This window comes from Stenotrophomonas sp. 99219_Sma, from assembly GCF_056480785.1.
Genome location: NZ_CM151117.1, coordinates 3,441,028 through 3,464,440 on the forward strand (window position 1 = coordinate 3,441,028; position 23,413 = coordinate 3,464,440).

16 protein-coding genes and 1 pseudogene are annotated in these 23,413 nt (G+C 66.9%); 8 read left to right on the forward strand and 9 right to left on the reverse strand.

Annotated features, from left to right (window positions below):
- Positions 1-44 precede the first annotated feature (44 nt).
- The 3 genes from acnD to prpB all read right to left on the reverse strand — a co-directional run bounded on the left by acnD (position 45) and on the right by prpB (position 4,848).
- Positions 45-2,663: a Fe/S-dependent 2-methylisocitrate dehydratase AcnD gene (gene acnD / locus ACZK13_RS15825; protein WP_478450925.1), complete on the reverse strand. Its 2,619-nt coding sequence runs from the start codon at positions 2,661-2,663 to the stop codon at positions 45-47.
- Positions 2,664-2,760: 97 nt separating this feature from the next.
- On the reverse strand, positions 2,761-3,918 hold the full coding sequence (gene prpC, locus ACZK13_RS15830) for a bifunctional 2-methylcitrate synthase/citrate synthase (RefSeq protein WP_014038133.1): 1,158 nt from the start codon (positions 3,916-3,918) through the stop codon (positions 2,761-2,763).
- Between the two features lie 36 nt (positions 3,919-3,954).
- Positions 3,955-4,848, reverse strand: a complete 894-nt coding sequence (gene prpB / locus ACZK13_RS15835) for a methylisocitrate lyase (RefSeq protein ID WP_049401429.1) — start codon at positions 4,846-4,848, stop codon at positions 3,955-3,957.
- Positions 4,849-5,001: 153 nt separating this feature from the next.
- Between prpB and prpR the strand changes: the two genes are divergently transcribed.
- Positions 5,002-6,585: a propionate catabolism operon regulatory protein PrpR gene (gene prpR, locus ACZK13_RS15840; RefSeq protein WP_346486825.1), complete on the forward strand. Its 1,584-nt coding sequence runs from the start codon at positions 5,002-5,004 to the stop codon at positions 6,583-6,585.
- 136 nt (positions 6,586-6,721) lie between these two features.
- Here the strand turns inward: prpR and ACZK13_RS15845 are convergent, their stop codons facing one another.
- The 3 genes from ACZK13_RS15845 to pdxH all read right to left on the reverse strand — a co-directional run bounded on the left by ACZK13_RS15845 (position 6,722) and on the right by pdxH (position 8,313).
- Positions 6,722-7,183, reverse strand: coding sequence for a DoxX family protein (locus ACZK13_RS15845; protein ID WP_197616310.1), 462 nt, complete (start codon positions 7,181-7,183; stop codon positions 6,722-6,724).
- Positions 7,184-7,344: 161 nt separating this feature from the next.
- Positions 7,345-7,704 carry a YqfO family protein gene (locus ACZK13_RS15850; RefSeq protein ID WP_478481900.1) on the reverse strand — a complete coding sequence of 120 codons (360 nt, stop codon included), beginning with the start codon at positions 7,702-7,704 and terminating at the stop codon, positions 7,345-7,347.
- 9 nt (positions 7,705-7,713) lie between these two features.
- Entirely contained in the window at positions 7,714-8,313 is a 600-nt protein-coding gene (pdxH, locus tag ACZK13_RS15855; RefSeq protein ID WP_032127805.1) for a pyridoxamine 5'-phosphate oxidase, read from the reverse strand.
- A gap of 40 nt (positions 8,314-8,353) precedes the next feature.
- On the opposite strand from pdxH, the gene ACZK13_RS15860 reads away from it, so the two are divergent.
- Entirely contained in the window at positions 8,354-9,181 is an 828-nt protein-coding gene (locus tag ACZK13_RS15860; protein ID WP_253145175.1) for a kinase, read from the forward strand.
- A 6-nt stretch (positions 9,182-9,187) separates the two neighbouring features.
- Here ACZK13_RS15860 and ACZK13_RS15865 read toward each other — a convergent pair whose 3' ends face one another.
- Complete coding sequence (locus ACZK13_RS15865) at positions 9,188-9,391, reverse strand: dodecin family protein (protein WP_005410663.1); 204 nt, start codon at positions 9,389-9,391, stop codon at positions 9,188-9,190.
- A gap of 98 nt (positions 9,392-9,489) precedes the next feature.
- Between ACZK13_RS15865 and ACZK13_RS15870 the strand changes: the two genes are divergently transcribed.
- The 6 genes and pseudogenes from ACZK13_RS15870 to ACZK13_RS15895 all read left to right on the forward strand — a co-directional run bounded on the left by ACZK13_RS15870 (position 9,490) and on the right by ACZK13_RS15895 (position 15,586).
- Positions 9,490-10,032 carry a shikimate kinase gene (locus tag ACZK13_RS15870; RefSeq protein ID WP_032127802.1) on the forward strand — a complete coding sequence of 181 codons (543 nt, stop codon included), beginning with the start codon at positions 9,490-9,492 and terminating at the stop codon, positions 10,030-10,032.
- Positions 10,029-11,143, forward strand: a pseudogene (aroB, locus tag ACZK13_RS15875) (3-dehydroquinate synthase). Before ACZK13_RS15870 ends, aroB begins: the two are co-directional and overlap by 4 nt.
- Positions 11,144-11,210: 67 nt before the next feature.
- Positions 11,211-11,450: a WGR domain-containing protein gene (locus ACZK13_RS15880; RefSeq protein ID WP_032127800.1), complete on the forward strand. Its 240-nt coding sequence runs from the start codon at positions 11,211-11,213 to the stop codon at positions 11,448-11,450.
- 26 nt (positions 11,451-11,476) lie between these two features.
- A complete protein-coding gene (hemE, locus tag ACZK13_RS15885; protein ID WP_032127799.1) occupies positions 11,477-12,559 on the forward strand; it encodes a uroporphyrinogen decarboxylase in 1,083 nt (360 codons plus the stop codon).
- A gap of 92 nt (positions 12,560-12,651) precedes the next feature.
- Positions 12,652-14,061: a multidrug transporter subunit MdtD gene (gene mdtD / locus ACZK13_RS15890; protein ID WP_010482759.1), complete on the forward strand. Its 1,410-nt coding sequence runs from the start codon at positions 12,652-12,654 to the stop codon at positions 14,059-14,061.
- Between the two features lie 173 nt (positions 14,062-14,234).
- Positions 14,235-15,586 (forward strand): IS3-like element ISStma2 family transposase gene (locus ACZK13_RS15895; protein WP_478481902.1). Its coding sequence is split into 2 segments (ribosomal slippage): positions 14,235-14,682 and positions 14,682-15,586, totalling 1,353 coding nucleotides; the frame shifts between segments, so codons are not numbered across the junction.
- Positions 15,587-16,083: 497 nt separating this feature from the next.
- Here the strand turns inward: ACZK13_RS15895 and ACZK13_RS15900 are convergent.
- Positions 16,084-19,611, reverse strand: coding sequence for a hybrid sensor histidine kinase/response regulator (locus ACZK13_RS15900; protein ID WP_253145974.1), 3,528 nt, complete (start codon positions 19,609-19,611; stop codon positions 16,084-16,086).
- 96 nt (positions 19,612-19,707) lie between these two features.
- Positions 19,708-23,253: a hybrid sensor histidine kinase/response regulator gene (locus ACZK13_RS15905; RefSeq protein WP_197617342.1), complete on the reverse strand. Its 3,546-nt coding sequence runs from the start codon at positions 23,251-23,253 to the stop codon at positions 19,708-19,710.
- Positions 23,254-23,413 lie beyond the last annotated feature (160 nt).

The following is a 23,413-nucleotide window of genomic DNA, read 5'->3' on the forward strand; positions in this document are numbered from 1 at the left end:
ACAAGCCCGCCCCCGGCCTCCGGGGGCAGGCATTCAGTCCGGCATCACGCCACCTTGGCGCCTTCCAGGAAGTCCTGGGCGAAGCGCTGCAGCACACCGCCGGCCTCGTAGATCGCCACTTCCTCGTCGCTGTCCAGGCGGCAGGTGACCGGCACGAGCACGTCCTGGCCGTCGCGGCGGTGGATGACCAGGGTCAGCTCGGCGCGCGGGGTGCGCTCGCCGATCACGTCGAAGGTCTCGGTGCCGTCGATGCCCAGGGTCAGGCGGGTGGTGCCCGGCTTGAACTCCAGCGGCAGCACGCCCATGCCGATCAGGTTGGTACGGTGAATCCGTTCGAAGCCTTCGGCCGCGATCGCCTCCACGCCGGCCAGGCGCACGCCCTTGGCGGCCCAGTCACGCGAGCTGCCCTGGCCGTAGTCGGCACCGGCGATGATGATCAGCGGCTGCTTGCGGTCCATGTAGGTTTCGATCGCTTCCCACATGCGCATGACCTTGCCTTCCGGCTCCACGCGCGCCAGCGAACCCTGCTTCACGCTGCCGTCGTCGTTGCGCACCATCTCGTTGAACAGCTTCGGGTTGGCGAAGGTGGCGCGCTGCGCGGTCAGGTGGTCACCGCGGTGGGTGGCGTAGGAATTGAAGTCCTCTTCCGGCAGGCCCATCTTCGCCAGGTACTCACCGGCGGCACTGGACGCCAGGATCGCGTTGGACGGCGACAGGTGGTCGGTGGTGATGTTGTCCGGCAGCACCGCCAGCGCGCGCATGCCAGACAGCGTGCGCTCACCGGCCAGCGCGCCCTCCCAGTACGGCGGACGACGGATGTAGGTGCTCTGCGGGCGCCAGTCGTACAGCGGGCTGACCGCCGCACCGTGCTCCACGCGCACGTTGAACATCGGGTTGTAGACCTTGCGGAACTGCTCGGGCTTCACCGCGGCCTTCACCACCGCATCGATCTCGGCATCGGTCGGCCAGATGTCCTTCAGGCGCACCTCGTTGCCATCGGCATCCACACCCAGTACGTCCTTCTCGATATCGAAGCGCACGGTACCAGCGATGGCATAGGCGATCACCAGCGGCGGCGAAGCCAGGAAGGCCTGCTTCGCATACGGGTGGATGCGGCCATCGAAGTTGCGGTTGCCCGACAACACGGCGGTGGAATACAGGTCGCGATCGATGATTTCCTGCTGGATCTTCGGGTCCAGCGCGCCACTCATGCCGTTGCAGGTGGTGCAGGCGAAGGCGACGATGCCGAAGCCGAGCTTTTCCAGGTCCGGCAGCAGGCCGGCCTCTTCCAGGTACAGCTGCACCGCCTTCGAACCCGGCGCCAGCGACGACTTCACCCACGGCTTGCGCAGCAGGCCACGCTCGTTGGCCTTGCGCGCCAGCAGTGCGGCGGCGATCACGTTGCGCGGATTGGACGTATTGGTGCAGCTGGTGATGGCGGCGATGATCACCGCGCCGTCGGGCATCAGCCCCTGCGCCTGCTCGGCCTTGCCCGCTTCCAGCTTGGCTTCGTCGGCGATGCCGCGCTCGGCCAGCTCGGCGGTGGCCACGCGCTTGTGCGGGTTGGACGGGCCGGCCATGTTGCGCACCACGCTGGACAGATCGAAGCGCAGCACGCGCTCGTACTGTGCGGTGGCCAGGTCATCGGCCCAGAGGCCGGTGGTACGAGCGTAGTTCTCCACCAGCGCCACCTGCGATTCCTCGCGGCCGGTCAGGCGAAGGTAATCGATGGTCTGCCCGTCGATGTAGAACATCGCGGCGGTCGCGCCGTACTCCGGGCACATGTTGGAAATGGTGGCGCGGTCACCGATGGTCAGTGCCGCGGCACCCTCGCCGAAGAATTCAAGCCACGCACCGACCACGCGTTCCTTGCGCAGGAACTCGGTCAGGGCCAGCACCACATCGGTGGCGGTGATGCCCGGCTGAGGGCGGCCACTCAGTTCGACACCGACGGTGTCGGGCAGGCGCATCCAGGACGCGCGGCCCAGCATCACGTTCTCCGCTTCCAGGCCGCCCACGCCGATCGCGATCACGCCCAGCGCGTCCACGTGCGGGGTGTGGCTGTCGGTGCCCACGCAGGTGTCCGGGAAGGCGACGCCGTCCTGCACGTAGACCACCGGCGACATCTTCTCCAGGTTGATCTGGTGCATGATGCCGTTGCCCGGCGGAATCACGTCCACGTTCTCGAACGCCAGCTTGGTCCAGTCGATGAAGTGGAAACGATCTTCGTTGCGGCGATCTTCGATGGCGCGGTTCTTCTCGAACGCCTGCGGATCGAAACCACCACATTCCACTGCCAGCGAGTGATCGACGATCAACTGCACCGGCACCACCGGATTCACCTTGGCCGGGTCACCGCCCTTGTCGGCGATCGCATCGCGCAGGCCGGCCAGGTCCACCAGCGCGGTCTGGCCGAGGATGTCGTGGCACACAACGCGCGCCGGGAACCACGGGAAATCGAGGTCGCGGCGGCGCTCGATCAGCTGCTTAAGCGAATCGCCGAGCGTGGCCGGATCGCAGCGGCGCACCAGGTTCTCGGCCAGCACGCGCGAGGTGTACGGCAGGGTGGCATAGGCGCCGGGCTGGATCGCATCGACAGCGGCACGCGCGTCGAAATAATCCAGCGTGCTGCCGGGGAGGTTCTTACGGTAATCGGTATTCATGGGCTGGCGGAGTGCTTGAGGCGGGCCGGGTGCCGGCGGTGCGGCGGCGAAAGCATCCGGCCGGCACGCGGCCGGCCGGATGGGTACAGCAGGTGGATCAGACGCGCTTGTCGATGGCGACGAAGTCGCGGTCTTCCGGACCGATGTAGTTGGCGCTCGGGCGGATGATCTTGCCGTCGATGCGCTGCTCGACGATGTGCGCGCTCCAGCCGGCGGTGCGGGCGATCACGAACAGAGGAGTGAACATTGCGGTCGGCACGCCCATCATGTGGTAGCTGACGGCACTGAACCAGTCCAGGTTCGGGAACATCTTCTTGATGTCCCACATCACCGATTCCAGGCGCTCGGCGATGTCGTACATCTTCATGCTGGACTGTTCTTCGGACAGCTCGCGGGCCACGTCCTTGATCACCTTGTTGCGCGGATCGGAGACGGTGTAGACCGGGTGGCCGAAACCGATCACCACTTCCTTGCGCTCGACGCGGGCCTTGATGTCTTCCTCGGCTTCATCCGGGTTGTCGTAGCGCTTCTGCACTTCGAACGCCACTTCGTTGGCGCCGCCATGCTTCGGGCCACGCAGCGCGCCGATGCCACCGCAGATCGCGCTGTACATGTCGCTGCCGGTACCGGCGATGACGCGGCAGGTGAAGGTCGAGGCATTGAACTCGTGTTCCGCGTACAGGATCAGCGAGGTGTGCATCGCCTTCACCCACGATTCCTGCGGCTTCTCGCCGTGCAGCAGGTGCAGGAAGTGGCCACCGATCGAGTCGTCGTCGGTTTCCACGTCGATGGCGCGGCCGTTGTGGCTCCAGTGGTACCAGTACAGCAGCATCGAACCGAGGCAGGCCATCAGCTTGTCGGCGATGTCACGCGCGCCCGGATGGTTGTGATCGTCCTTCTCCGGCGCCACGCAGCCGAGCACGGACACGCCGGTGCGCATCACGTCCATCGGGTGTGCCGACGGCGGCAGTTCTTCCAGCGCCGCCTTCACTGCTGCCGGAATGCCGCGCAGCGACTTCAGCTTGGCCTTGTACGAAACCAGCTCGGCGCGGGTCGGCAGCTTGCCGTGCACCAGCAGGTAGGCGATTTCCTCGAACTCGCTGGTGTTGGCCAGGTCCAGGATGTCGTAGCCACGGTAGTGCAGATCGTTGCCACTACGGCCCACGCTGCACAGCGCGGTGTTGCCGGCGGCGGTGCCGGACAGGGCGACGGACTTCTTCGGCTTGAAGGTCGGGGTTGCGGTCGTATCGTTCATGTTTCCCTCCGAAAACTTGATGGTGCAGGGTACTGCTTATTTCTTGGCGGCGAACAGTGCATCGAGCTGTTGCTCGAACGCGTGGTAGCCGATGCGGTCGTAGAGTTCTTCGCGGGTCTGCATGGTGTCCACCACGTTGCGCTGGTGGCCATCGCGGCGCACCGCCTGGTAGACGTTCTCGGCGGCCTTGTTGGCGGCACGGAACGCCGACAGCGGGAACAGCTGGATCGCGACGCCTGCCGAGGCCAGTTCATCGCGGCTGAACAGCGGGGTGGCGCCGAATTCGGTGATGTTGGCCAGCACCGGCACCTTCACCGCGTCGACGAAGCGGCGGTAGGTGTCCAGGTCGTAGGCAGCCTCGGCGAAGATGCCATCGGCACCGGCCTCGACACAGGCGATGGCGCGCTCGATAGCCTTGTCCACGCCGTCCACCTGGATGGCGTCGGTGCGCGCGATCAGGAAGAAGTCCGGATCGGTCTTGGCATCGGCGGCCGCCTTCACCCGGTCGACCATTTCACCCTGCGAGACGATCTCCTTGCCCGGGCGGTGACCGCAACGCTTGGCGCCGACCTGGTCCTCGATGTGGCAGGCGGCCGCGCCGGCCTTGATCAGCGACTTCACGGTGCGCGCGATGTTGAACGCGCTCGGGCCAAAGCCGGTGTCGATGTCGACCATCAGCGGCAGATCGCAGACATCGGTGATGCGGCGCACGTCCACCAGCACGTCTTCCAGGGTATTGATGCCCAGGTCCGGCAGGCCCAGCGAGCCCGCGGCAACGCCGCCGCCCGACAGGTAGATGGCACGGAAGCCGGCGCGCTTGGCCAGCAGGGCGTGGTTGGCGTTGATCGCGCCGATCACCTGCAGCGGCGACTCGGCAGCCAGCGCCTCACGGAAACGGGCACCGGCGGAGAAAGGGGCGGAAGCAGTCATGCGGCAATCCAGGTTGAAGAACGGATGGGTAGGCGCAAGCACCATGCCAAGCTGCAAGCCGTTGATTTCACGGACATGACCGTCACTCAACAGTGAAACATATGAAACACTGAAACAGATGTATCATGAAACACTTCGCCCGAACCCGCCGCCATGTACCTGCCCCGCTCGCCCCTGCGCCATGCCGATGCCGACCCCGGCCGCCCGGTGATCTGGACGGTCAGCGTCTCGCGGCTGACCGGCCTGCTCGGCGACGTCATTCCGGAGTTCGACCGCCGCGCGCGCATCGAGCAGATCAACCTCGGCTTCGAGGAAGCGGTGGAGGTGATCGGCCAGCGCCTGCGTCGCGAGCACTGCGATGTGGTGATCGCCGGTGGCTCCAACGCCGCCTGGCTGCGCGGCAGGCTGGAGCTGCCACTGGTGCCGATCCAGGCCAACGGCTTCGATCTGATGGAAGCACTGGCGCGCGCGCGACGCATCGCCAGCCGCATCGGCCTGGTCACCCACGCCAGCGACGTGCCGGTGTTCAGCAACTTCCAGCAGAGTTTCGGCCTGGATATCGAGCATCGCCGTTTCGTCACCCGCGAGGACGCACGCGACTGCATCGCCGATCTGCGCGCCAACGGCATCGAAGTGATCGTCGGCACCGGCATGGCCATCGACCACGCCGAACAGGCCGGCCTGCCCGGGGTGCTGCTGTATTCGGCCGACTCGGTGCGGCAGGCGTTCGAACATGCACTGGAACTGACCCAGACCCTGGCCCGCTCCAGCGGCAACCGAGCCGCCCCGCGCCGGCGCGCGGCAGCGCGTGCCGACACGCATGAACTGCTCGGCGACAGCGAAGCGATGGCCCAGGTGCGCGCACAGATCGCGCTCTATGCACCGCACGACAGCACCGTACTGGTGACCGGCGAAACCGGCACCGGCAAGGAACTGGTGGCGCGGCAGCTGCACGCCGCCAGTGGCCGTCGCGGACGCTTCGTGGCGCTGAACTGCGGCGCGATCAGCGAATCGCTGCTGGAAGCGGAGCTGTTCGGCTACAGCGATGGGGCCTTCACCGGCGCACGCCGTGGAGGCCGTGTCGGCCTGGTCGAAGCCGCAGACGGCGGGACGCTGTTCCTGGACGAAATCGGCGAACTGCCGCTACCGCTGCAGACCCGCCTACTGCGCGTACTGGAAGAACGCGAGGTACTGCGCGTGGGCGCCACCGAACCGACCCCGGTGGACCTGCGCGTGGTGGCCGCGACACTGCAATCACTGGAACAGCGCGCGGCAGCCGGCAGCTTCCGCCGCGACCTGTACTACCGCCTGGCCGCGTTGCGTATCGCCCTGCCCTCGCTGCGTGCGCGGCGCGCGGATATCCCCTTGCTGGCACAGCACTTCTTCCGCCAGCTGCGCGGCATCGATGCGCCACTGGATGAGCATGCACTGGCGGTACTGACCACCGCGGAGTGGCCCGGCAACGTGCGCGAACTGCGCAATCTCATTGATCGTCTGCGCATCCACTGGCAGCCGGGCGAAGGGCTGATCGATGCGGCGCGACTGCTGCGGCTGGCGCCCGAACTGGTGAACGAGGGCGTTGCAGCATTGCCGGTGGAAAGCAACGGCAAGCGCCCGCCGCGTGCGCAGTTGGAAACGCTGTTGCAGGAACACCGCAATGACCGCGAGGGGATGGCGCAGGCGCTGGGCGTATCACGCACCACGCTATGGCGCTGGCTGCGCGCGGAGGGGTTGTAACCACTCGTTGCCTGGTGGGTGCGAACCTTGGTTCGCACCGCTCTTCCGTCAAGCATCTCATCCACGCATGGCGTGGATTTACCGGAACACACCAAATGCTACAGACGCGCTCCGGCTGCGCGCGGACGACGAGCGCTCAGCGTGCCCAGCGCGCTTCGATGGCGAACCGTCCACTCCCCACTGCAGCAGTCCACAACAGCAGCACCCCCAGCGGCACTTCACTCAGATAGAAGAACCAGCTCAGCCAATCCGGCACGCTCAGTCCCGCAGGAATGCGCGCTATGCCATCGGTAAGCGCCGCCACCGCACAGATCGCCGCCAGCAGCAGGGCCGAGGGCCGGCTGAGCAGGCCCAGCACCAGCAGGCCGCCCGCAATCCATTCAATGCCGCCCAGCACCGGCGCACTGAACACCGGGAACGGAATCCCCGTATCGACCAGCGTATGCACCATGCGCTCGCGCCCCGCGTCGGTGAACACCTTGTTCCAGCCGGAGACGCAGAACATCACACCGGCGACGATGCGGGCAAGCAGCAGCAGGTAAGCCTCCACGCCACAACGCGGTGATGGCACGGCAAACAGGCAACGCCAGGAGGGCATGGCGACTCCGGAAATCGAGGGCATTCGTCGGAGTGTGCCGGTTGCTGACCTGCTCGCAGATGAAGCTGACCAGTCCGTTCGCGACAGCCTGCTCTTGTAGAGTCGAGCCATGCTCGACTGCCTTGCGCGCCAGAGCACCCGCAGTCGAGCATGGCTCGACTCTACAAAAAGCGTGCGTCAGTAAGCAGCAGCTCGATTTCCTCCACCTGCACCACCGGCACCTGCCACGGGTGATGCGGCACGATGCCCTGTTCGAAGATGCGCTGCAGCCGCTGCGGATTCCGAGGCAGGCAGAATTCCAGGCGCACGCTGTCGACCACTTCGGTGCGGCCCGCCTCACCCTGCTCGGGCGACGCACCCACGCGCGGGCGGAACTGCTCGAACCCCGGCGCGGACCACCACATCCCGTGCTCGTAGTCGCCGGCCGCCAGCGCGTCCACCGCGAGGATGCCCTGCTTCACTGCATCCAGTGCTGCCGACGGCACGAACACCACCACACGGTACAGCGGCAGGCGTTGCATCAGGTTGCCTTACGGATACAGCAGGCGCTTGCTCCAGCGCCCTTCGGCACCGGCTTCATAGCACCAGCGTTCGTGCAGGCGGAACTGCGCGCCGTACCAGAACTCGATGCGGTCGGGTACCACGCGCAGGCCGCTCCAGCCGTCCGGGCGCGGCACGTCCTTGCCTTCGAAGCGGGCTTCGATCTCGGCCACGCGCGCGTCGAATTCCTCGCGCGTCGCCAGCGTCTTCGACTGCTGCGAGGCCCAGGCGCCGATCTGGCTCATGCGCGGGCGGCTGGCGAAATAGGCGTCGGCTTCAGCATCGGCAACCTGCTCGACACGGCCTTCGATGCGCACCTGGATACCCGCCTCGCGCAGGCTGCGCCACAGGAACAACAGCGCGGCCTGCGGATTGGCCTGCAGCTCCTGGCCCTTGTGGCTGTCCAGGTGGGTATAGAAGACGAAGCCACGCTCGTCGAAGGCCTTCAGCAGCACGGTACGCGCCGAGGGACGGCCCTGCGTATCGGCGGTGGCCACGGTCATCGCATTCGGCTCGACCTCGCGGCTCTGCTTGGCCTCGTCGAACAGGCCGGCAAACGTGGACAGGGCTTCGGCGTACAGGTCGCTCATGATTGCGTTCTTCTCACACGGATTGGGCTATTGTGGCTGCATGGCCGCTGCTGCGTATATGCCCCAGGTGAAAGGATTCCCCGAAACATTGGCCGAACAGGCGCTGGATGATGCGCTGGGCAGCGGTGCAGCGGTTCCAGTATTGGCGATCAGCGGCCTGCAGGGGAGCGGCAAATCGACGCTGGCCGCGCAGGTGGTGGCGCGCGCCCAGGCACGCGGCCTGAACGCGGCCACGCTGTCGATCGATGACGTCTACCTCACCCGTGCGCAGCGCCAGCGACTGGCCCGCCAGGTGCATCCGCTGCTGATCACCCGCGGGCCGCCCGGCACCCACGACCTGCCGCTGGCCCACGGCGTGCTGGACGCGGTGGCCGCACGCCAGCCCTTCGCGATGCCACGATTCGACAAGCTGGCCGATGAACGCCTGCCCGAGGCTCAGTGGCCGCAGCTGCAGCAGCCATTGGACCTGCTGGTGTTCGAAGGCTGGTTCCTCTGCACACCGGCGCAGGATGACAACGCACTGGACAGCCCGCTGAACGCACTGGAGCGCGAGGCCGACGCCGATGGCCGTTGGCGCCGCTGGTGCAACCAGGCGCTGGCCCGCGACTACCCGGCGTTGTGGCAGCGCTGCGACCGCCTGTGGTTCCTGCAGCCGCCGGATTTCTCGGTGGTACCACGCTGGCGCTGGCAGCAGGAGCAGAACCTGCAGGCCGCGCAGCCGGGCCGGCACGGCATGAGCCGGCCTCAGCTGGAACGCTTCGTGCAGTACTACGAGCGGGTCAGCCGGCAGGCACTGCGCGCCCTGCCCGCCCTAGCCGACCACGTGGTGGTGCTGGACGGCCAGCGCCAGGTGCAGGACGTACGCTGAGCGCGCCTATTCCACCAGGAAGGTTACACGCAGGTTGACCCGCCATTCGGTGATTTCGCCGCTGCCATTGGTGACCACCTTGGTCTCGTTCACCCAGGCGCCCTGGATGCCCTTGACCGTCTCGGAAACCTTCTTCAGCCCGCTGCGCACGGCGTCTTCCACGCTTTTGGGCGAGGAGGCGGTGATTTCGATGACCTTGGCGACCGTCATGGCCTGTACTCCGGCTGGCGCGGGAGACCCCGCAGGAACGCCTACCCTGACGTGAAGAACGTAAAGGCAAGGGCACGGAGGTGTTAGCATCAGAGGGCATGAATCCTGCTCCGAACCTGATCCTGATCGGCCCGATGGGCGCCGGCAAAACCTGCATCGGCCGCCGCCTGGCCGAGCGCTTCACGCTGGACTTCGTCGATGTCGACCAGGCCATCGTCGATGCCGCCGGCGCCAGCATCCCGACCATCTTCGAGCACTCGGGTGAAACCGGCTTCCGCAGCCATGAGCGCGAAGCCTTGGCCCGTGTGCTGGAAGGCCGCGGCCAGCTGGTTTCCACCGGTGGAGGCGCCGTACTCGATCCGGATAACCGCGCCCTGATTGCCCAGCGCGGCTTCGTGGTCTACCTGCGGGTCAGCGTGGCCGCGCAGCTGGAACGCCTGGCCCGCGACAAAGGCAGGCCACTGCTGCAGCGCCCGGACCGCGAGCAGGTGCTGCACGATCTGGCTGCTCACCGCGACCCGCTGTACCGCGAACTGGCCGACCTCACCCTCGATACCGACCCGTACACCGCTGCCGACGCGACCGCCCACCTGGTGGTCAAGCTGGCCACGCAATGGCAGCGCCAGGACCTGACCGCATGACTTCCCCCGCCCTGCTGCAGGTCGCCGTTGGCGGCGACCGCGCCCTACTCCATCACCATCGGCGCTGGTGCCCAGACCGACGGCACCGCGTTGGCCTCGCATGTGCGCGGCCGCCACGTGCTGCTGCTCAGCGACAGCGAAGTGGCTCCGCGCTACCTGGCCGCCGTGAAGCAGACGCTGCTGGCCGCACGCCCCGACCTGATCGTCGGCGAGCACGTGCTGGCCGCCGGCGAAGCCTCCAAGACCCTGGCCGAATTCGGCCGCGCGATCGAAGCGCTGGCCGCGCTCGGCGCCACCCGGGATGCCTGCGTGTTCGCCCTCGGTGGCGGCGTGGTCGGTGATCTCGCCGGTTTTGCCGCGGCCTGCTGGATGCGCGGCGTGGACTGCGTGCAGCTTCCGACCACCCTGTTGGCGATGGTCGATTCGTCGGTGGGCGGCAAGACCGCGGTCGACATTCCGGCCGGCAAGAACCTGGTCGGCGCATTCCATCCGCCGCGCGCGGTCATTGCCGATACCCGCGTGCTGGCCACCCTGCCACCGCGCGAGCTGCGCGCCGGCCTGGCCGAAGTGGTGAAGTACGGCGCGCTGGGCGACGCGGTGTTCTTCGAATGGCTGCAGCAGCATGCCGATGCGCTGCTGGCCGGCGAAGACAACGTGCTTTCTGAAGCCATCGCGCGCAGTTGCCGGCACAAGGCCGCCATCGTCGAGCGCGATCCGTTCGAGAAAGGGGGAACGTGCCCTGCTCAACCTGGGACACACCTTCGGCCACGCCATCGAGACCGAACAGGGCTATTCCGCCCCGGGCCGCGATGCGCTGAACCACGGCGAAGCGGTGGCGGTGGGCATGGTGCTGGCGGCAACGCTGTCCACCGACCTGGGCCTGGCCGACGATGCCGACCGCGCGCGCCTGCAGGCGCTGCTGGAACGCCTCGGCCTGCCGGTGGCGATCCCCGCAGGACTGGATCCGCAGGCCCTGCTCGGCCGCATGCGGCTGGACAAGAAGAACGTGGCCGGCCGCCTGCGCCTGGTGCTGTGGCGTGGCATGGGCCGCGCCGAAGTGGTGCCGGACGTGGATGAGGCAGCGGTGCTGAAGGTGCTGTCGGCCCGGTAGTGCCGGCCAACGGCCGGTACGACCGCGTTGCGGCCGGGGTCACCCTGGCCCCGCTACAATCGGCACCATGCACGTCTACCTGCAACATCCCGACGCCGGTGCGCAGGCACCGCGCTTCCTGCGCCTGAGCCTGCAGCCGGATCTGTTCGGCGGCTGGGAACTGCTGCGCGAGAGCGGCCGCGTCGGCAGCCGCTCGCAGCTGCGGCGCGAGCTGTTCCTGCAGGCCGACGAAGCCCGCCATGCCTTCGAGAAGGCCCGCGATGCCGAACTGCATCGCGGTTTCCAGATCCTCTCGCACGGCGACTGACGCCGCTGCCAACTTTCGTCCAAGGAATGCCCATCGTGACCAGCCCTCTCCGCAACGATCGCCTGCTGCGCGCCCTGCGCCGCGAACCGGTGGACTGCACCCCCGTCTGGCTGATGCGCCAGGCCGGACGCTACCTGCCGGAATACCGCGCGACCCGAGCCAAGGCCGGCAGCTTCCTGGCCATGGCCAAGAATCCGGAGATTGCCTGCGAGGTTACCCTGCAGCCGCTGCGCCGCTTCCCGCTGGATGCGGCCATCCTGTTCTCGGACATCCTCACCATTCCCGATGCGATGGGCCTGGAGCTGTACTTCGTCGAAGGCGAAGGCCCGAAGTTCCGCCACCCGGTGCGTGATGAAGCGGCCATCGCCAGGCTGGCGGTGCCGGACATGGAACAGGACCTGGGCTACGTGATGGACGCGGTGCGCCTGATCCGCCGTGAGCTGGACGGCCAGGTGCCGCTGATCGGTTTCTCCGGCAGCCCGTGGACGCTGGCCTGCTACATGGTGGAAGGCGGCGGCAGCAAGGACTTCGCGCGGATCAAGGCGATGGCACTGAACCATCCGCAGGCCCTGCACCGCCTGCTGGAGGTCACCACCGAGGCGGTGATCGCCTATCTCGGCGCGCAGCGCGCGGCCGGTGCACAGGCACTGCAGGTGTTCGACACCTGGGGCGGCGTGCTGTCGCCGTCGATGTACCGCGAGTTCTCGCTGCGCTACCTGCAGCGCATCGCCGAGGGCCTGGAGCGCGGCGAAGGCAACGAGCGCACCCCGCTGATCCTGTTCGGCAAGGGCACCGGCCTGCACCTCGAAGCGCTGTCGCAGACCGGCGCCGATGCGCTGGGCCTGGACTGGACGCTGGACCTGGACGAGGCGATGCGCCGCACCGGCGGCCGCGTCGCCCTGCAGGGCAACCTCGACCCGACCACGCTGTACGCCTCGCCGGATGCGATCGCCGCCGCAGCAGCACGCGTGCTCGACACCTATGCCGCCGGCAACGGCGGCTCGCGCGAGGGCCATGTGTTCAACCTCGGCCACGGCATGTCGCCGGACATGGACCCGGCCCACGTGCAGGTGCTGGTCGACGCGGTGCACGCGCACAGCCAGCGCTGAGCATTGCGCATGCGGTTGCGGCGCGATGTTGATCGCGCCGTGACCCGCAGTGCGCGATCATGACGTCCCCCACGCTGCACCGGCCACACCCCATGTCCACATCGCCATCGACCTACAACCGCCAGCGCCCCCTGCTGTGGCTGGTTTCGTTGGCGATCTTCATGCAGATGCTGGACTCGACCATCGTCAACACGGCCTTGCCGGCGATGGCGGCCAGCCTGGGAGAAAGCCCGCTGCAGATGCAGTCGGTGGTGTTCAGCTACGCGCTGGCGGTGGCCACTTTCATCCCTGCCTCCGGCTGGATTGCCGACCGCTACGGCACGCGTCGTACCTTCCTGGTAGCGATCATCCTGTTCACCCTCGGCTCGCTGGCCTGCGCGCTGGCCCAGCACCTGCACCAGCTGGTTGGGGCACGTGTGCTGCAGGGTATCGGCGGTGCGATGCTGCTGCCGGTCGGCCGCCTGGCAGTGATGCGTTCGGTGCCACGCGAGGACTTCCTGCGCGCGATGAGCTTCATCGCCATCCCCGCGCTGGTCGGCCCGTTGATCGGCCCGACGTTGGGTGGCTGGCTGGTCGAGATCGCGTCGTGGCACTGGGTGTTCCTGATCAACCTGCCGATCGGCGTGATCGGTTTCATCGCCGCGATGAAGATCATGCCCGACCACTACGCCAGCCATCGCACCCGTTTCGACCTGCGCGGCTACATCATGCTGGCCTTTGCGATGGTGGTGCTGTCGCTGGCGCTGGACGGCATCTCCGGGCTCGGAACGCCACATGCGCTGGTGATGCTGATGACCGTGGCCGGCCTGGCCGCACTGGTCGGTTACTGGCTGCATGCCGCCAACTCCACCGCGCCGTTGTTCTCGCTGGCCCTGTTCCGCGTGCCCAGCTACCGCATCGGCATCCTTGGCAACCTGTTCTCGCGCATCGGCAGCAGCGCCATGCCGATGCTGATCCCGTTGCTGCTGCAGGTCGGCCTGGGCCTTGGCCCGATGAACGCCGGCCTGATGATGGTGCCGGTGGCGGCGGCCGGCATGGTGTCGAAGAAGCTGGCGGTGAAGCTGGTCGAGCGCTACGGCTACCGCCGCGTGTTGATGGTGAACACCGTGCTGGTGGGCCTGGCGATGGCCAGCTTCATCCTGATGACACCCGGCCAGCACCTGGCCTGGCGCCTGCTGCAGCTGGCGTTCTTCGGCGCGGTCAATTCACTGCAGTTCACCGTGATGAACACCGTGACGCTGCGGGATCTGGACCGCGAGTTCGCCAGTTCCGGCAACAGCCTGCTGTCGATGGTGATGATGCTCGCCGCCGGTTTCGGTGCCGCGGCGGCCGGCAGCCTGCTGGCCGCGTTCGGCAATCACCTGGACAGCAACAGCGCCACCGCGGCACTGCATGCGACGTTCCTGTGCGTGGGCGCGATCACCCTGACCTCGACGATGATCTTCTGGCAGCTGCCGGACACCAAGCCGGAGCCACGGCAGGTCGAGCACGTCGCGGAGTGAGGGGGTTCGGCAGGGTTGCACCCTGCACCCGCTAGAAGCCGCAGCAACAGCAAAAACCGGCTCTGTGAATGCTGTGCGCTGGGCGGTGCGGTGTGGGGCTTCAGGACACGCCGTAAACCCATCCGTGAAGTGACCCCCGGGAGTTGGACACCAGATCCAACCCCGAGGGATACATGAACAAATACGACGCGCGTTTCAAACTGCAGGTCGCCAAAGAGGCCTGCAAGACCTCCACATCGGTCAAAGCCATTGCCCGTCGCCACGGCCTGGAGTTCTCCACGGTCAGGCGCTGGGTGGCGACCTATCGGCTGCATGGTAGGCGGGGATTTCATCGCCAGGCCCGGTCCTATGACCTCCCGTTCAAGCTGGCTGTCCTGGAGAAAATGAGTCAGGACGGCATGTCCGGGCGCGAGGCCACCACCTACTTTCAAATTGGCGATGCCGGCGCGGTGGGGCGATGGCGGCGCCTGTATGCTCAAGGCGGTGCCCAAGCGTTGGCACCCCCTCCGCCGCCGCCCCGAAAGCCGATGAAAAAGACCCGTTCGTCCAAGCCACCTGAGGATATGAGCCGCGATGAGCTGCTCAAGGAAGTCGCCTATCTGCGTGCGGAGACCGACTACCTAAAAAAACTCGATGCCTTGATCCGGGAAGAGCAGGCGGCGCAGGACGCAAAGCGCAAGCCGTCCAAGGATTGAGGCAGGTTCATACGCTGTCGCTTCTGCTTGAAGCAGCTGAGCTGTCACGCAGTACGTTCTATTACCAGAACCATGTCCTGGCCCATCCGGATCAGGATGAGGCAGCCCTGTGCGAGCGCATCCGTGCAATCTACGATCAAAGCCAAGGGCGCTATGGCTATCGCACGGTGACGCTGGAATTAGCCAATCAGGGTCATCGGACCAATCACAAGCGGGTTCAGCGCCTGATGGGGGAGATGGGACTGAAATCGCGGGTGCGTGTGAAGCGCTACCAAGCCTTCAAGGGGGCGGCCAATGTTGTGGTTGGCAATGACCTCAATCGCCAGTTCCATGCAGAGCGGCCCAACCAGAAGTGGGTGACTGACGTGACCGAGTTCAAGGTGCAGGGTATGAAGCTGTACCTGTCGCCGATCATGGACCTCTACAACGGCGAAATCGTGGCTTATCAGATCAAGCGTCGGCCCGTATTTGATCTGGTGGGTCAAATGCTGGAGGAGGCCATCAAGAAGCTTTCCCCGGATGAGCGCCCCATGATCCACTCCGACCAGGGCTGGCAGTACCAGCATGAAAACTACCGGCACATGCTGGAAAAGCACTCGTTGAAACAAAGCATGTCCCGGCGCGGCAACTGCCTGGACAATGCGGCGATGGAAAGCTTCTTTGGAACGCTGAAGTCGGAATTCTTCTACCTGAACAGCTTTGACAGCCTCGAGAGTCTGGAGGCTGGGCTGGTGGAATACATCCAGTACTACAACGAAGAACGCATCAAACTGAAACTGAAAGGTCTGAGCCCGATAAAGTACCGGGAGCAGGCCCAATCGGCCGCCTGACCCCGTCCAAGCCTCGGGGGTCACTTCACCTTGGGGGCTCGATGGCGCCATCCATGGCGCCAACGGTCCTGCAGCCCCACACCGCCCCACCCCCGATAGTTTCCCGGTGACGGTAAGTAGATCCACGCCATGCGTGGATGAAACTTCATCGAAATCGAATATTTCGATATCGGAAAGATCTGAGCCGAGCATGGCTCGGCTCTACAGAAAGCAACTGTCGGCACCTCGCGAGAATCTGTCGAAGGCGGGGTGGGTCCGGTTGCGGGGGCGTGAGCCGCATGGGCCCGAGGCATGCCTCGGGCGAGTTGGGCAGGAGGCCCAACCCCGGTCTTGCCGTGTGCGCAGGACAGCGCACACGAGCAAGCGGCGACCGAGCTTACATGGACGTACTTGCAGCGTCCCCCGCAACCGGACCCACCCCGCCATCCCACGGATTGCACGCTTTTGACGTTGACGTTGCTTCTGCAGGTGCAGGGCTGCAAGCCCTGCAATAATCCCTACCTTCCCATCACCCGGGCAATCGCTTCCACCAGCAGTGCCCCGGTCACCGGCTTGCGCAGGAAGCCGCCGATGCCGGCCGCCTCCACCTGCTGCTGCAGGTCCGGGTCGGTACGCGCGGTCACCGCCAGCAGCGGCAGCATGTAGCCCTGGTTGCGCAGATGCTGGGCCAGCTCGAAGCCGCTCAGGCCCGGCAGGTCGAGATCCAGCAGGCCGACGTCGAAATCACCGGCACTGATCTCACGCAGTGCCGCCAGCGCATGGCCCGCATGTACCACCTCGTGCCCGCGCGCACTCAGCAGCCCGCGCACTACATCGGCCACAGTCGCGTCGTCCTCCACCAGCAGTACCCGCAATGGCGGCATGTTGGCCGCGTCCTCGCGGTGCGTTTCACCATCTGCTTCGGCATCGGCATCGACCACCATGGGCAACGGCAACGTCACGCCGAAGCAGGTGCCGCGACCGAGCTGGCTCTCCACCTGGATCCGCCCCTGCATCGCATGCGCCAGTTCGCGGCAGATCGCCAGGCCCAGGCCACTGCCGCCGTACTGCGCCGCGGTACGTGCACCATCGGCCTGCTCGAAGCGGCGGAACAGGCGTTGCTGTTGCTCCTGACTGATGCCGGGGCCGGTGTCGCGCACTTCGAAATGCAGCGATCGCAGCTCGGCGTCGCTGCGCGCGTGCAGGGTGATGGTGCCACGGCTGGTGAACTTGACCGCATTCGAAAGCAGGTTCAGCAGGATCTGCCGTACCCGCATCGCGTCGCCGGTGGCCTGCAGGCCGGGCGGCAACTGGTTGTCGAGGGTGAAGCGCAGGCCCTTCTGTGCAGCCAACGGGCCCATCAGCGCCGCCAGGTCCTGCAGCAGGCAGCTCAGCGCGAACGGCTTGGACTGCAACTCCAGACGGCCGGATTCGATCCGCGCCAGGTCCAGCGCATCGTTGACCAGATGCAGCAGGTGCTCGCCGGCGTGGCGGATTGATTGTGTATAGCCGCGCTGCTGCGGATCCAGCGGTGAGGACAGCAGCAGCTCGCTCATGCCGAGCACACCGGTCATCGGCGTGCGGATCTCATGACCAAGGTTGGCCAGGAAGCGGGTCTTGGCCGCCGACGCCTGCTCGGCCAGCTCCTGCTTGTGCAGCGCCAGCTGATAGGCGTGGCGACGCTGCAGGCGGCGACGGTACAGCCAGGCGAACCAGCTGGTCAGCAGCAGCGCGAACGAGGCCAGCACCAGCAGGCCGGACAGGCTGCGCCACCACGGTGGCTGCACGCGGAATTCCAGGCTCTGCACCCGTGACCAGACATGGTCGGCCGACCGCGCCTGCACTTCCAGCCGATAGCTGCCCGGTGCCAGCCGCGAGAACAGGCGCTCACCGGCCGGTCCCACTTCCACCCAGTCCGGGTCATAGCCGGCCAACCGGTAACGATAGGTATTGGACGCCGAATCGGCGAACGACAACAGGCGCGCGACGATGCGCAGATCGCGGTCGCCATCGGCGATCTGCAACGGCGTGTCGTGGGTGAGGTCCAGCACCTGCTCGTTGCGGCGCACCTCCACCCGCTCGATCACCAGCGGCGCACGCCGCATCGAGGGCCGCACCTGCTCCGGGTCGAACACCACCACACCGGCCGGCGTACCCGCCACCAGATGGCCGTCTCCCGACATCACCAGCGTATGCTCGCGGAATTCCTGGCTCGGCAGGCCGTCATGCACGCCATACAGGCGCACGCTCTGGCCATCGGCGCCGATGCGCACCAGGCCACGCGCGCTGGTTGCCCACGCCACCCCCTGTGCATCGACCACCAGCCCCGAAGCGGAGATCGCCGGGTAGCCCTGCTCGGCACCGATCACGGCCTGCCGCTCCAGCCGGCCCTGGCTCCAGCGGTAGCGCGACAGTCGGCCATCCTCGGACAGCCAGACCTGGCCATCGCTGCCCACGTGCAGTGCATGGATCGCGGTCGCCGGTGCGCCCGGTACCGGCTGGAAGCGCTCGCTTTCCGGCAGCCACTGCAGCAGGCCTCGGCTGCTGGCCAGCCAGATATGGTCCTGCGGCCCGCATTCCACATCGAGATTGAGCTGGCCCTGCTGCAATCCGCGCTGGCCATTTTCCAGCTGACGCCGCAGGCGCCCATCCAGATCGCGCTGCTGAAGACCCGACGGCAGCATCAGCCAGAGGCTGTCACCATCACAGGTCATCATCGATTCGATGACCCCTTCCATGGTCGCGTCGGCGGCGGCATCCCGGCCCCAGCGGCGCAGATCTCGCCGCTTCGGGTCGTAGCGCAGCAGCGCGTCGTTGGAGCCGATCCAGACCTGGCCGCGGCGATCCTCGCGCACCGAGGTCAGCCAGTGCATGCCGTTGACCCAGGTGCGGTGCTGTTCGATGCGGCCGGTCTTCGGATCGAAGCGGTCCAGCGCGCCGTGGCTGCCGACCGTCCAGATGCCGCCGTTGCTGGATGGGCTGGTACCCAGCACGAAGGCATTGCGCAGCGAGCGCGGGTCGTCCTCCAGCCGCGACAGCACCGAGAACTGCCACCAGCGCGGCAGCAGGTGCCACAGGCCGGCGTTGGTGCTGGCCAGCCAGATGCCCCCCTCGCGATCCTCGTAGGCGCCGGTCCAGTTCGGGCGTACCGGGCCACGCGCCACCGCGCTGTACAGCGGCACGGCCTGGTACTGGCCATCGACCGCGCGGCCAAGGCCGGTGCGGGTGTCCAGCCAGTGCCCGCCCTGCTCGTCGCGCAGCATCATGCCCAGCACCTGTTCGCCTTCGGGCAGCTTCCAGGACGGTGCCTCAAAACGACCATCGGGACGACGCACGATGGCACCGGCCATCGTGCTGATCCAGAGGCTGCCATCGGGCTCGGCCGTCAGGCCATTGATCAGCAGGCTGGGAACGATGCCGGCACCAACCCGTTCAAAGTCCGTGCCGGTCCAGCGCGCGACACCATGCTTGGTGCCGATCCACAGGCTGCCATCGGCCAGGGTTGCCAGATAAGGCACCGATGCGGCCGGCAGGCTGCGTGGGTTGTTCGCTTCGGGCAGGAAGCGCTGCAGCCGGTCCTGGTTGTCCAGGCGGTACAGACCACCTTCGTGGGTGCCGAACCAGACCGAACCATCCGGCGTGGTGGCCAGGCTCCAGACCGTGTTGGTGCCCATCAACGGCTGGCTGCTGCGGTCGTAGAAATGCAGCTGGCGGCGATCGGCCGACATCCGTACCAGGCCCGCGTTCTCGGTGCCGATCCAGAGCTGGTTGCGGGCATCGACCAGCACCGTCCAGATGCGGTTGTCGCGCAGGCCGTCTTCCGAGCGCCAGATCCGGTAGTTGCGCCCGTCGTAGCGGGCCAGACCGTCGTTGGTGGCGATCCAGAGGTAACCGTAACGATCCTCGGCCATGCGATTCACGGTATTGGACGGCAAGCCGTCGAACACCGTCACCTGGCGCGGGCTCGGTGGCACCGGCTGCGCCGCAGCGGGCGACAGGCAGCACAGGAGGACCAGCAGCAGCATCGCCGCCCGCAGATACACCACCGATTGCCTCCTCACGCTGCTTCTGATGATTCCCGCACTACGGGCGTCGGCATGGTAAACCGAAAGTCGCGCCGTTCACGCCCGGCACTGGCGCATTCAAAGGGCGGTTTGTCGTTTTGCGCGCGCCTGGGCAATGGCAGTCACCAGCATGTCACCGGTCACCGGCTTGCGCAGGAAGCCATCGAACCCGGCCGCCAGGACCTGGGTCTCGGCGTAGGCATCGGAGCGCGCGGTGACCGCCACCAGGGGGAGTTCATAGCCCATGGTACGCAGCTGGCGAGCGATGGCGGTGCCGTCCAGCGCGGGCAGATCGAGATCGAGCAGGCCCACGTCAAAACCATCGGTGGCAATCTCCGAAAGCGCGCCCAGGCCATGCAGCACGTGCACCACGTCGTGGCCACGGCCACGCAGCAGGCCGGCGATGACCTCGGCCACGGTCGCGTCATCTTCCACCAGCAGGATGCGCAGCGGCGGCAGCACCGGCAGCACCGGCGACTCGCCCGGCGCATTGGCGGCCTGCCGGATCCAGGGCAGCGGCAACCACACCCGGAATCGCGCGCCCTTGCCCGGCTGGCTGTCCACTTCGATGCGTCCGTTCATGGCCACGGCCAGCTCCTGGCAGATCGCCAGGCCCAAACCGCTGCCGCCATAGCGCGACGCGGTGCGCGGGCCGTCCGCCTGTTCGAAGCGATGGAACAGGCGGTCCTGCTGTTCGGCGTTGATGCCCGGGCCGGTGTCATGCACTTCGAAGCAGAGTCCGCCACCGTTCTCTTCCAGGCGCACGGCAAGGCCGACGTGCCCGCGCTCGGTGAACTTGATTGCATTGCCCAGCAGGTTGAGCAGGATCTGCCGCACGCGCATCTCGTCGCCGCTGACGCTGATCGGCCCCGGCGGATCGCCCCCACGCTGGAACCCCAGGTTGCGCTGCTTCGCCATCGGCTCCATCAACGCCTGCACCTGGTCGAGCAGGCCAGCCAGATCGAATGGTCGCAGGTCCAGCTCCAGCCGGCCGGCCTCGATGCGGGCCAGATCCAGCGCGTCATTGACCAGCCGCAGCAGGTGGCTGCCAGCCTGCTGGATCGAGCCTGCATAGCTGCGCTGCACCGCATCCAGCGGGGTGGCCAGCAGCAACTCGCTCATGCCGAGCACACCGGTCATCGGCGTGCGCACCTCATGGCCCAGCGTGGCCAGGAACCGGCTCTTGGCCTGAGAGGCCTGCTCTGCCAGTTGCTGCTTGTGCACGGTCAACTGCCATTGCTGGCGGCGGCGCAGGCGCGCACGGATCGACCACACCAGGATAAGCAGCAGCAGCGAGCCGATCAGCAGGTAGCCGAAGATCGCCATGCCGCTGCGCCACCAGGGTGGCAGCACCTTCACCTGCAACCGCTGTGAAGGCGTCCACGTGCCACTGGCCGTTGCCGCCTGGACTTCAATGACGTAGCTGCCGGTCGGCAGCCGCGACAGCGTGCGCTGGCCGTCACCGCCCTGCTCCACCCAGTTCTGGTCGTAGCCCTGCACCCGGAAGCGGTAACGGTTGCCCTGCGGATTGGCATAGGAAAGCAGTCGCGCATCGATCTGCAGATCACGATCATCCGGCCCCAGCAACAGCGTGCCGGTGGTCGGCAGCGGTTGCCAGCCACGGGCATCATCACGCCGCACGCGGACCTCGGCGATCACCAGCGACGACGGCGGCAGCACCGCATCGGCAGCATTCACATCGAACACGACCAGGCCGGTCTGGGCCACCGCGAGCACGCGACCATCGGCATTCACCGCCGGCGGCCTGCTGGTGAACTCGGCGTCGGGCAGGCCATCGCGTTCGTTGAACTGCTGCAGGCGGCGCGTTTTCGGGTCCCACCGCAGCAGGCCACGTGGCGTGGTCGCCCACAGGCGGCCGTCTTCGGCCAGCGCCAGTCCTCCCATGCTGACCGAGGGCACGCCAGCACTGCCATCGATGCGCTGGATCAGGCGCAGGCTCATGCCATCCCATTGGTAGCGTTCCAGCGCGCCCTGCCGGGCCAGCCACAGCTGCTGTGGATCCACCCACACCAGATCGTAGATCAGCCCGCGCGAAACGCCCGGCACCGCTTCGAAGCGCCCGGCCTGTTCACGCCAGATCCCCATGTCGCCCATCACCCAGGCCTTGCCCTGTGCATCAAAGCGGATCTGCTCAACCGGTGAATCGGCGGTCTTGCGGAGATCCTCCAGCGGGTAACTACGCAGCACGCGGCCATCGGCGCTGCGCTGCTGCAGGCCCAGGTTCATCACCGACAGCCAGACCGTGCCATCGGGGGCCTGCCGCATCAGATCGATGCGCTGGCGCAGATCGGCTCCCCCATCGATATGCCAATCGTGCAGCGCGCGGGTGGCCGGGTCGTACACGCTGATGCGGCCGGCACGCCCCAGCCACAGGCGCCCGTCCGGCCGCGGCAGCACCGACCACACCGCCCCGCTGCCGATCTCGCGATCGCTGGCCAACAACTTCAGTACTCCCTGCGCGTCCAGCTGGTACACGCCATGCGCTGAGCCGACGTAGTAATTCCGGCCATCACTGGCTGCACTCAGCAGGTACTGGCTGTCCAGCGGCTTGCCGTCAAGCTGGTTCCAGATCGAAAACCGGCGCCAGTCCGGCGGCAGGTAGGCCAGGCCCTGGGTCAGCAGCGCCACCCACAATCCGCCCTCATGGTCCTGCATCAGATCAAGCACACCGCTCTGGGCAGTGAGGAAGCCACTGCCGCGGTCGCCGTCGAGCCGCCGCAGCATGCTGGCATCTCCACGCAACAGGCCATCGGAGGTGCCCGCCCAGTAACCGCCCTGGCGATCGGCCAGCACCAGTGCCGAACGCAGGCGCGCACTGTCGGCCCAGCGCGGACGGCTGACCCGGTCCTGCGCGTCGATACGGTAGAGGCCGTCATTCTGGCTGCCGGCCCAGATCGAGCCATCGGGGTCGCGGCTCAGGCGCAGCACACTCAGCGCCCCCAGTTCGCGCGGCGCGACAGCCTCGAATCCAGTCCCGTTCCAGCGCGCAATGCCCGCCTCGGTGCCGATCCACAGTCGCCCCTGCGCATCGACCAGGCTGCTGTAGATGGTATTGCTGGGCAACCCGCCAGGACGGGCCGGATCATGCTCGAAGAAGCGCAGGCTGCCGTCTTCACCGAAACGGCAGACGCCATGGCCACTGGTGCCGATCCACAGTGCATCCTCGGCGTAGGCCAGCGTCCAGAACTGGCTCATGCAGGGGCCGTTGACCGCATCGAAGGTCTTGAAGCGTTCGCGGTCGGCATCCAGCCGTGCCACGCCCTTGCCATTGATGCCGACCCAGACGCGGTCCAGGGGATCGACCAGCAGGGTCTCGATCTCGTTGCCGGGCAGCGAGCCCGGCTGCTCCGGATCATGTTCCCAGACCCGCAGGTTGCCGCCGTCATAGCGCACCAGGCCACCATCGGTGGCCGCCCAGATATGGCCCTGGCGGTCCTCGGCCAGCGCCAGCACCATGCGCGAGGGCATGCCTTCAGCTGCACCGAAACGGCGCAGGCGCGGTGTTTCCGCCATGTCGAGGGCCGTGGCCGCCGTGGCGAACGCCATCAGCAGCAGCCCCATTCCCGCGATGCCTCGGCACCACAGGCGCCAACCGCTCGTCATCCTGAACCCCCCTGTCCTGTCCCGATTGTCACACAGGGCCGGGTTCATGGCTGCAACAGCCTGTTTCCACCGGTGGACCCACCACGAACTGTTGCAGCCATGCACGCAACGTTGGCGGGGGGCTGTGCGTATGATCGCAACGTCCCCCTTCCGGAGCCCG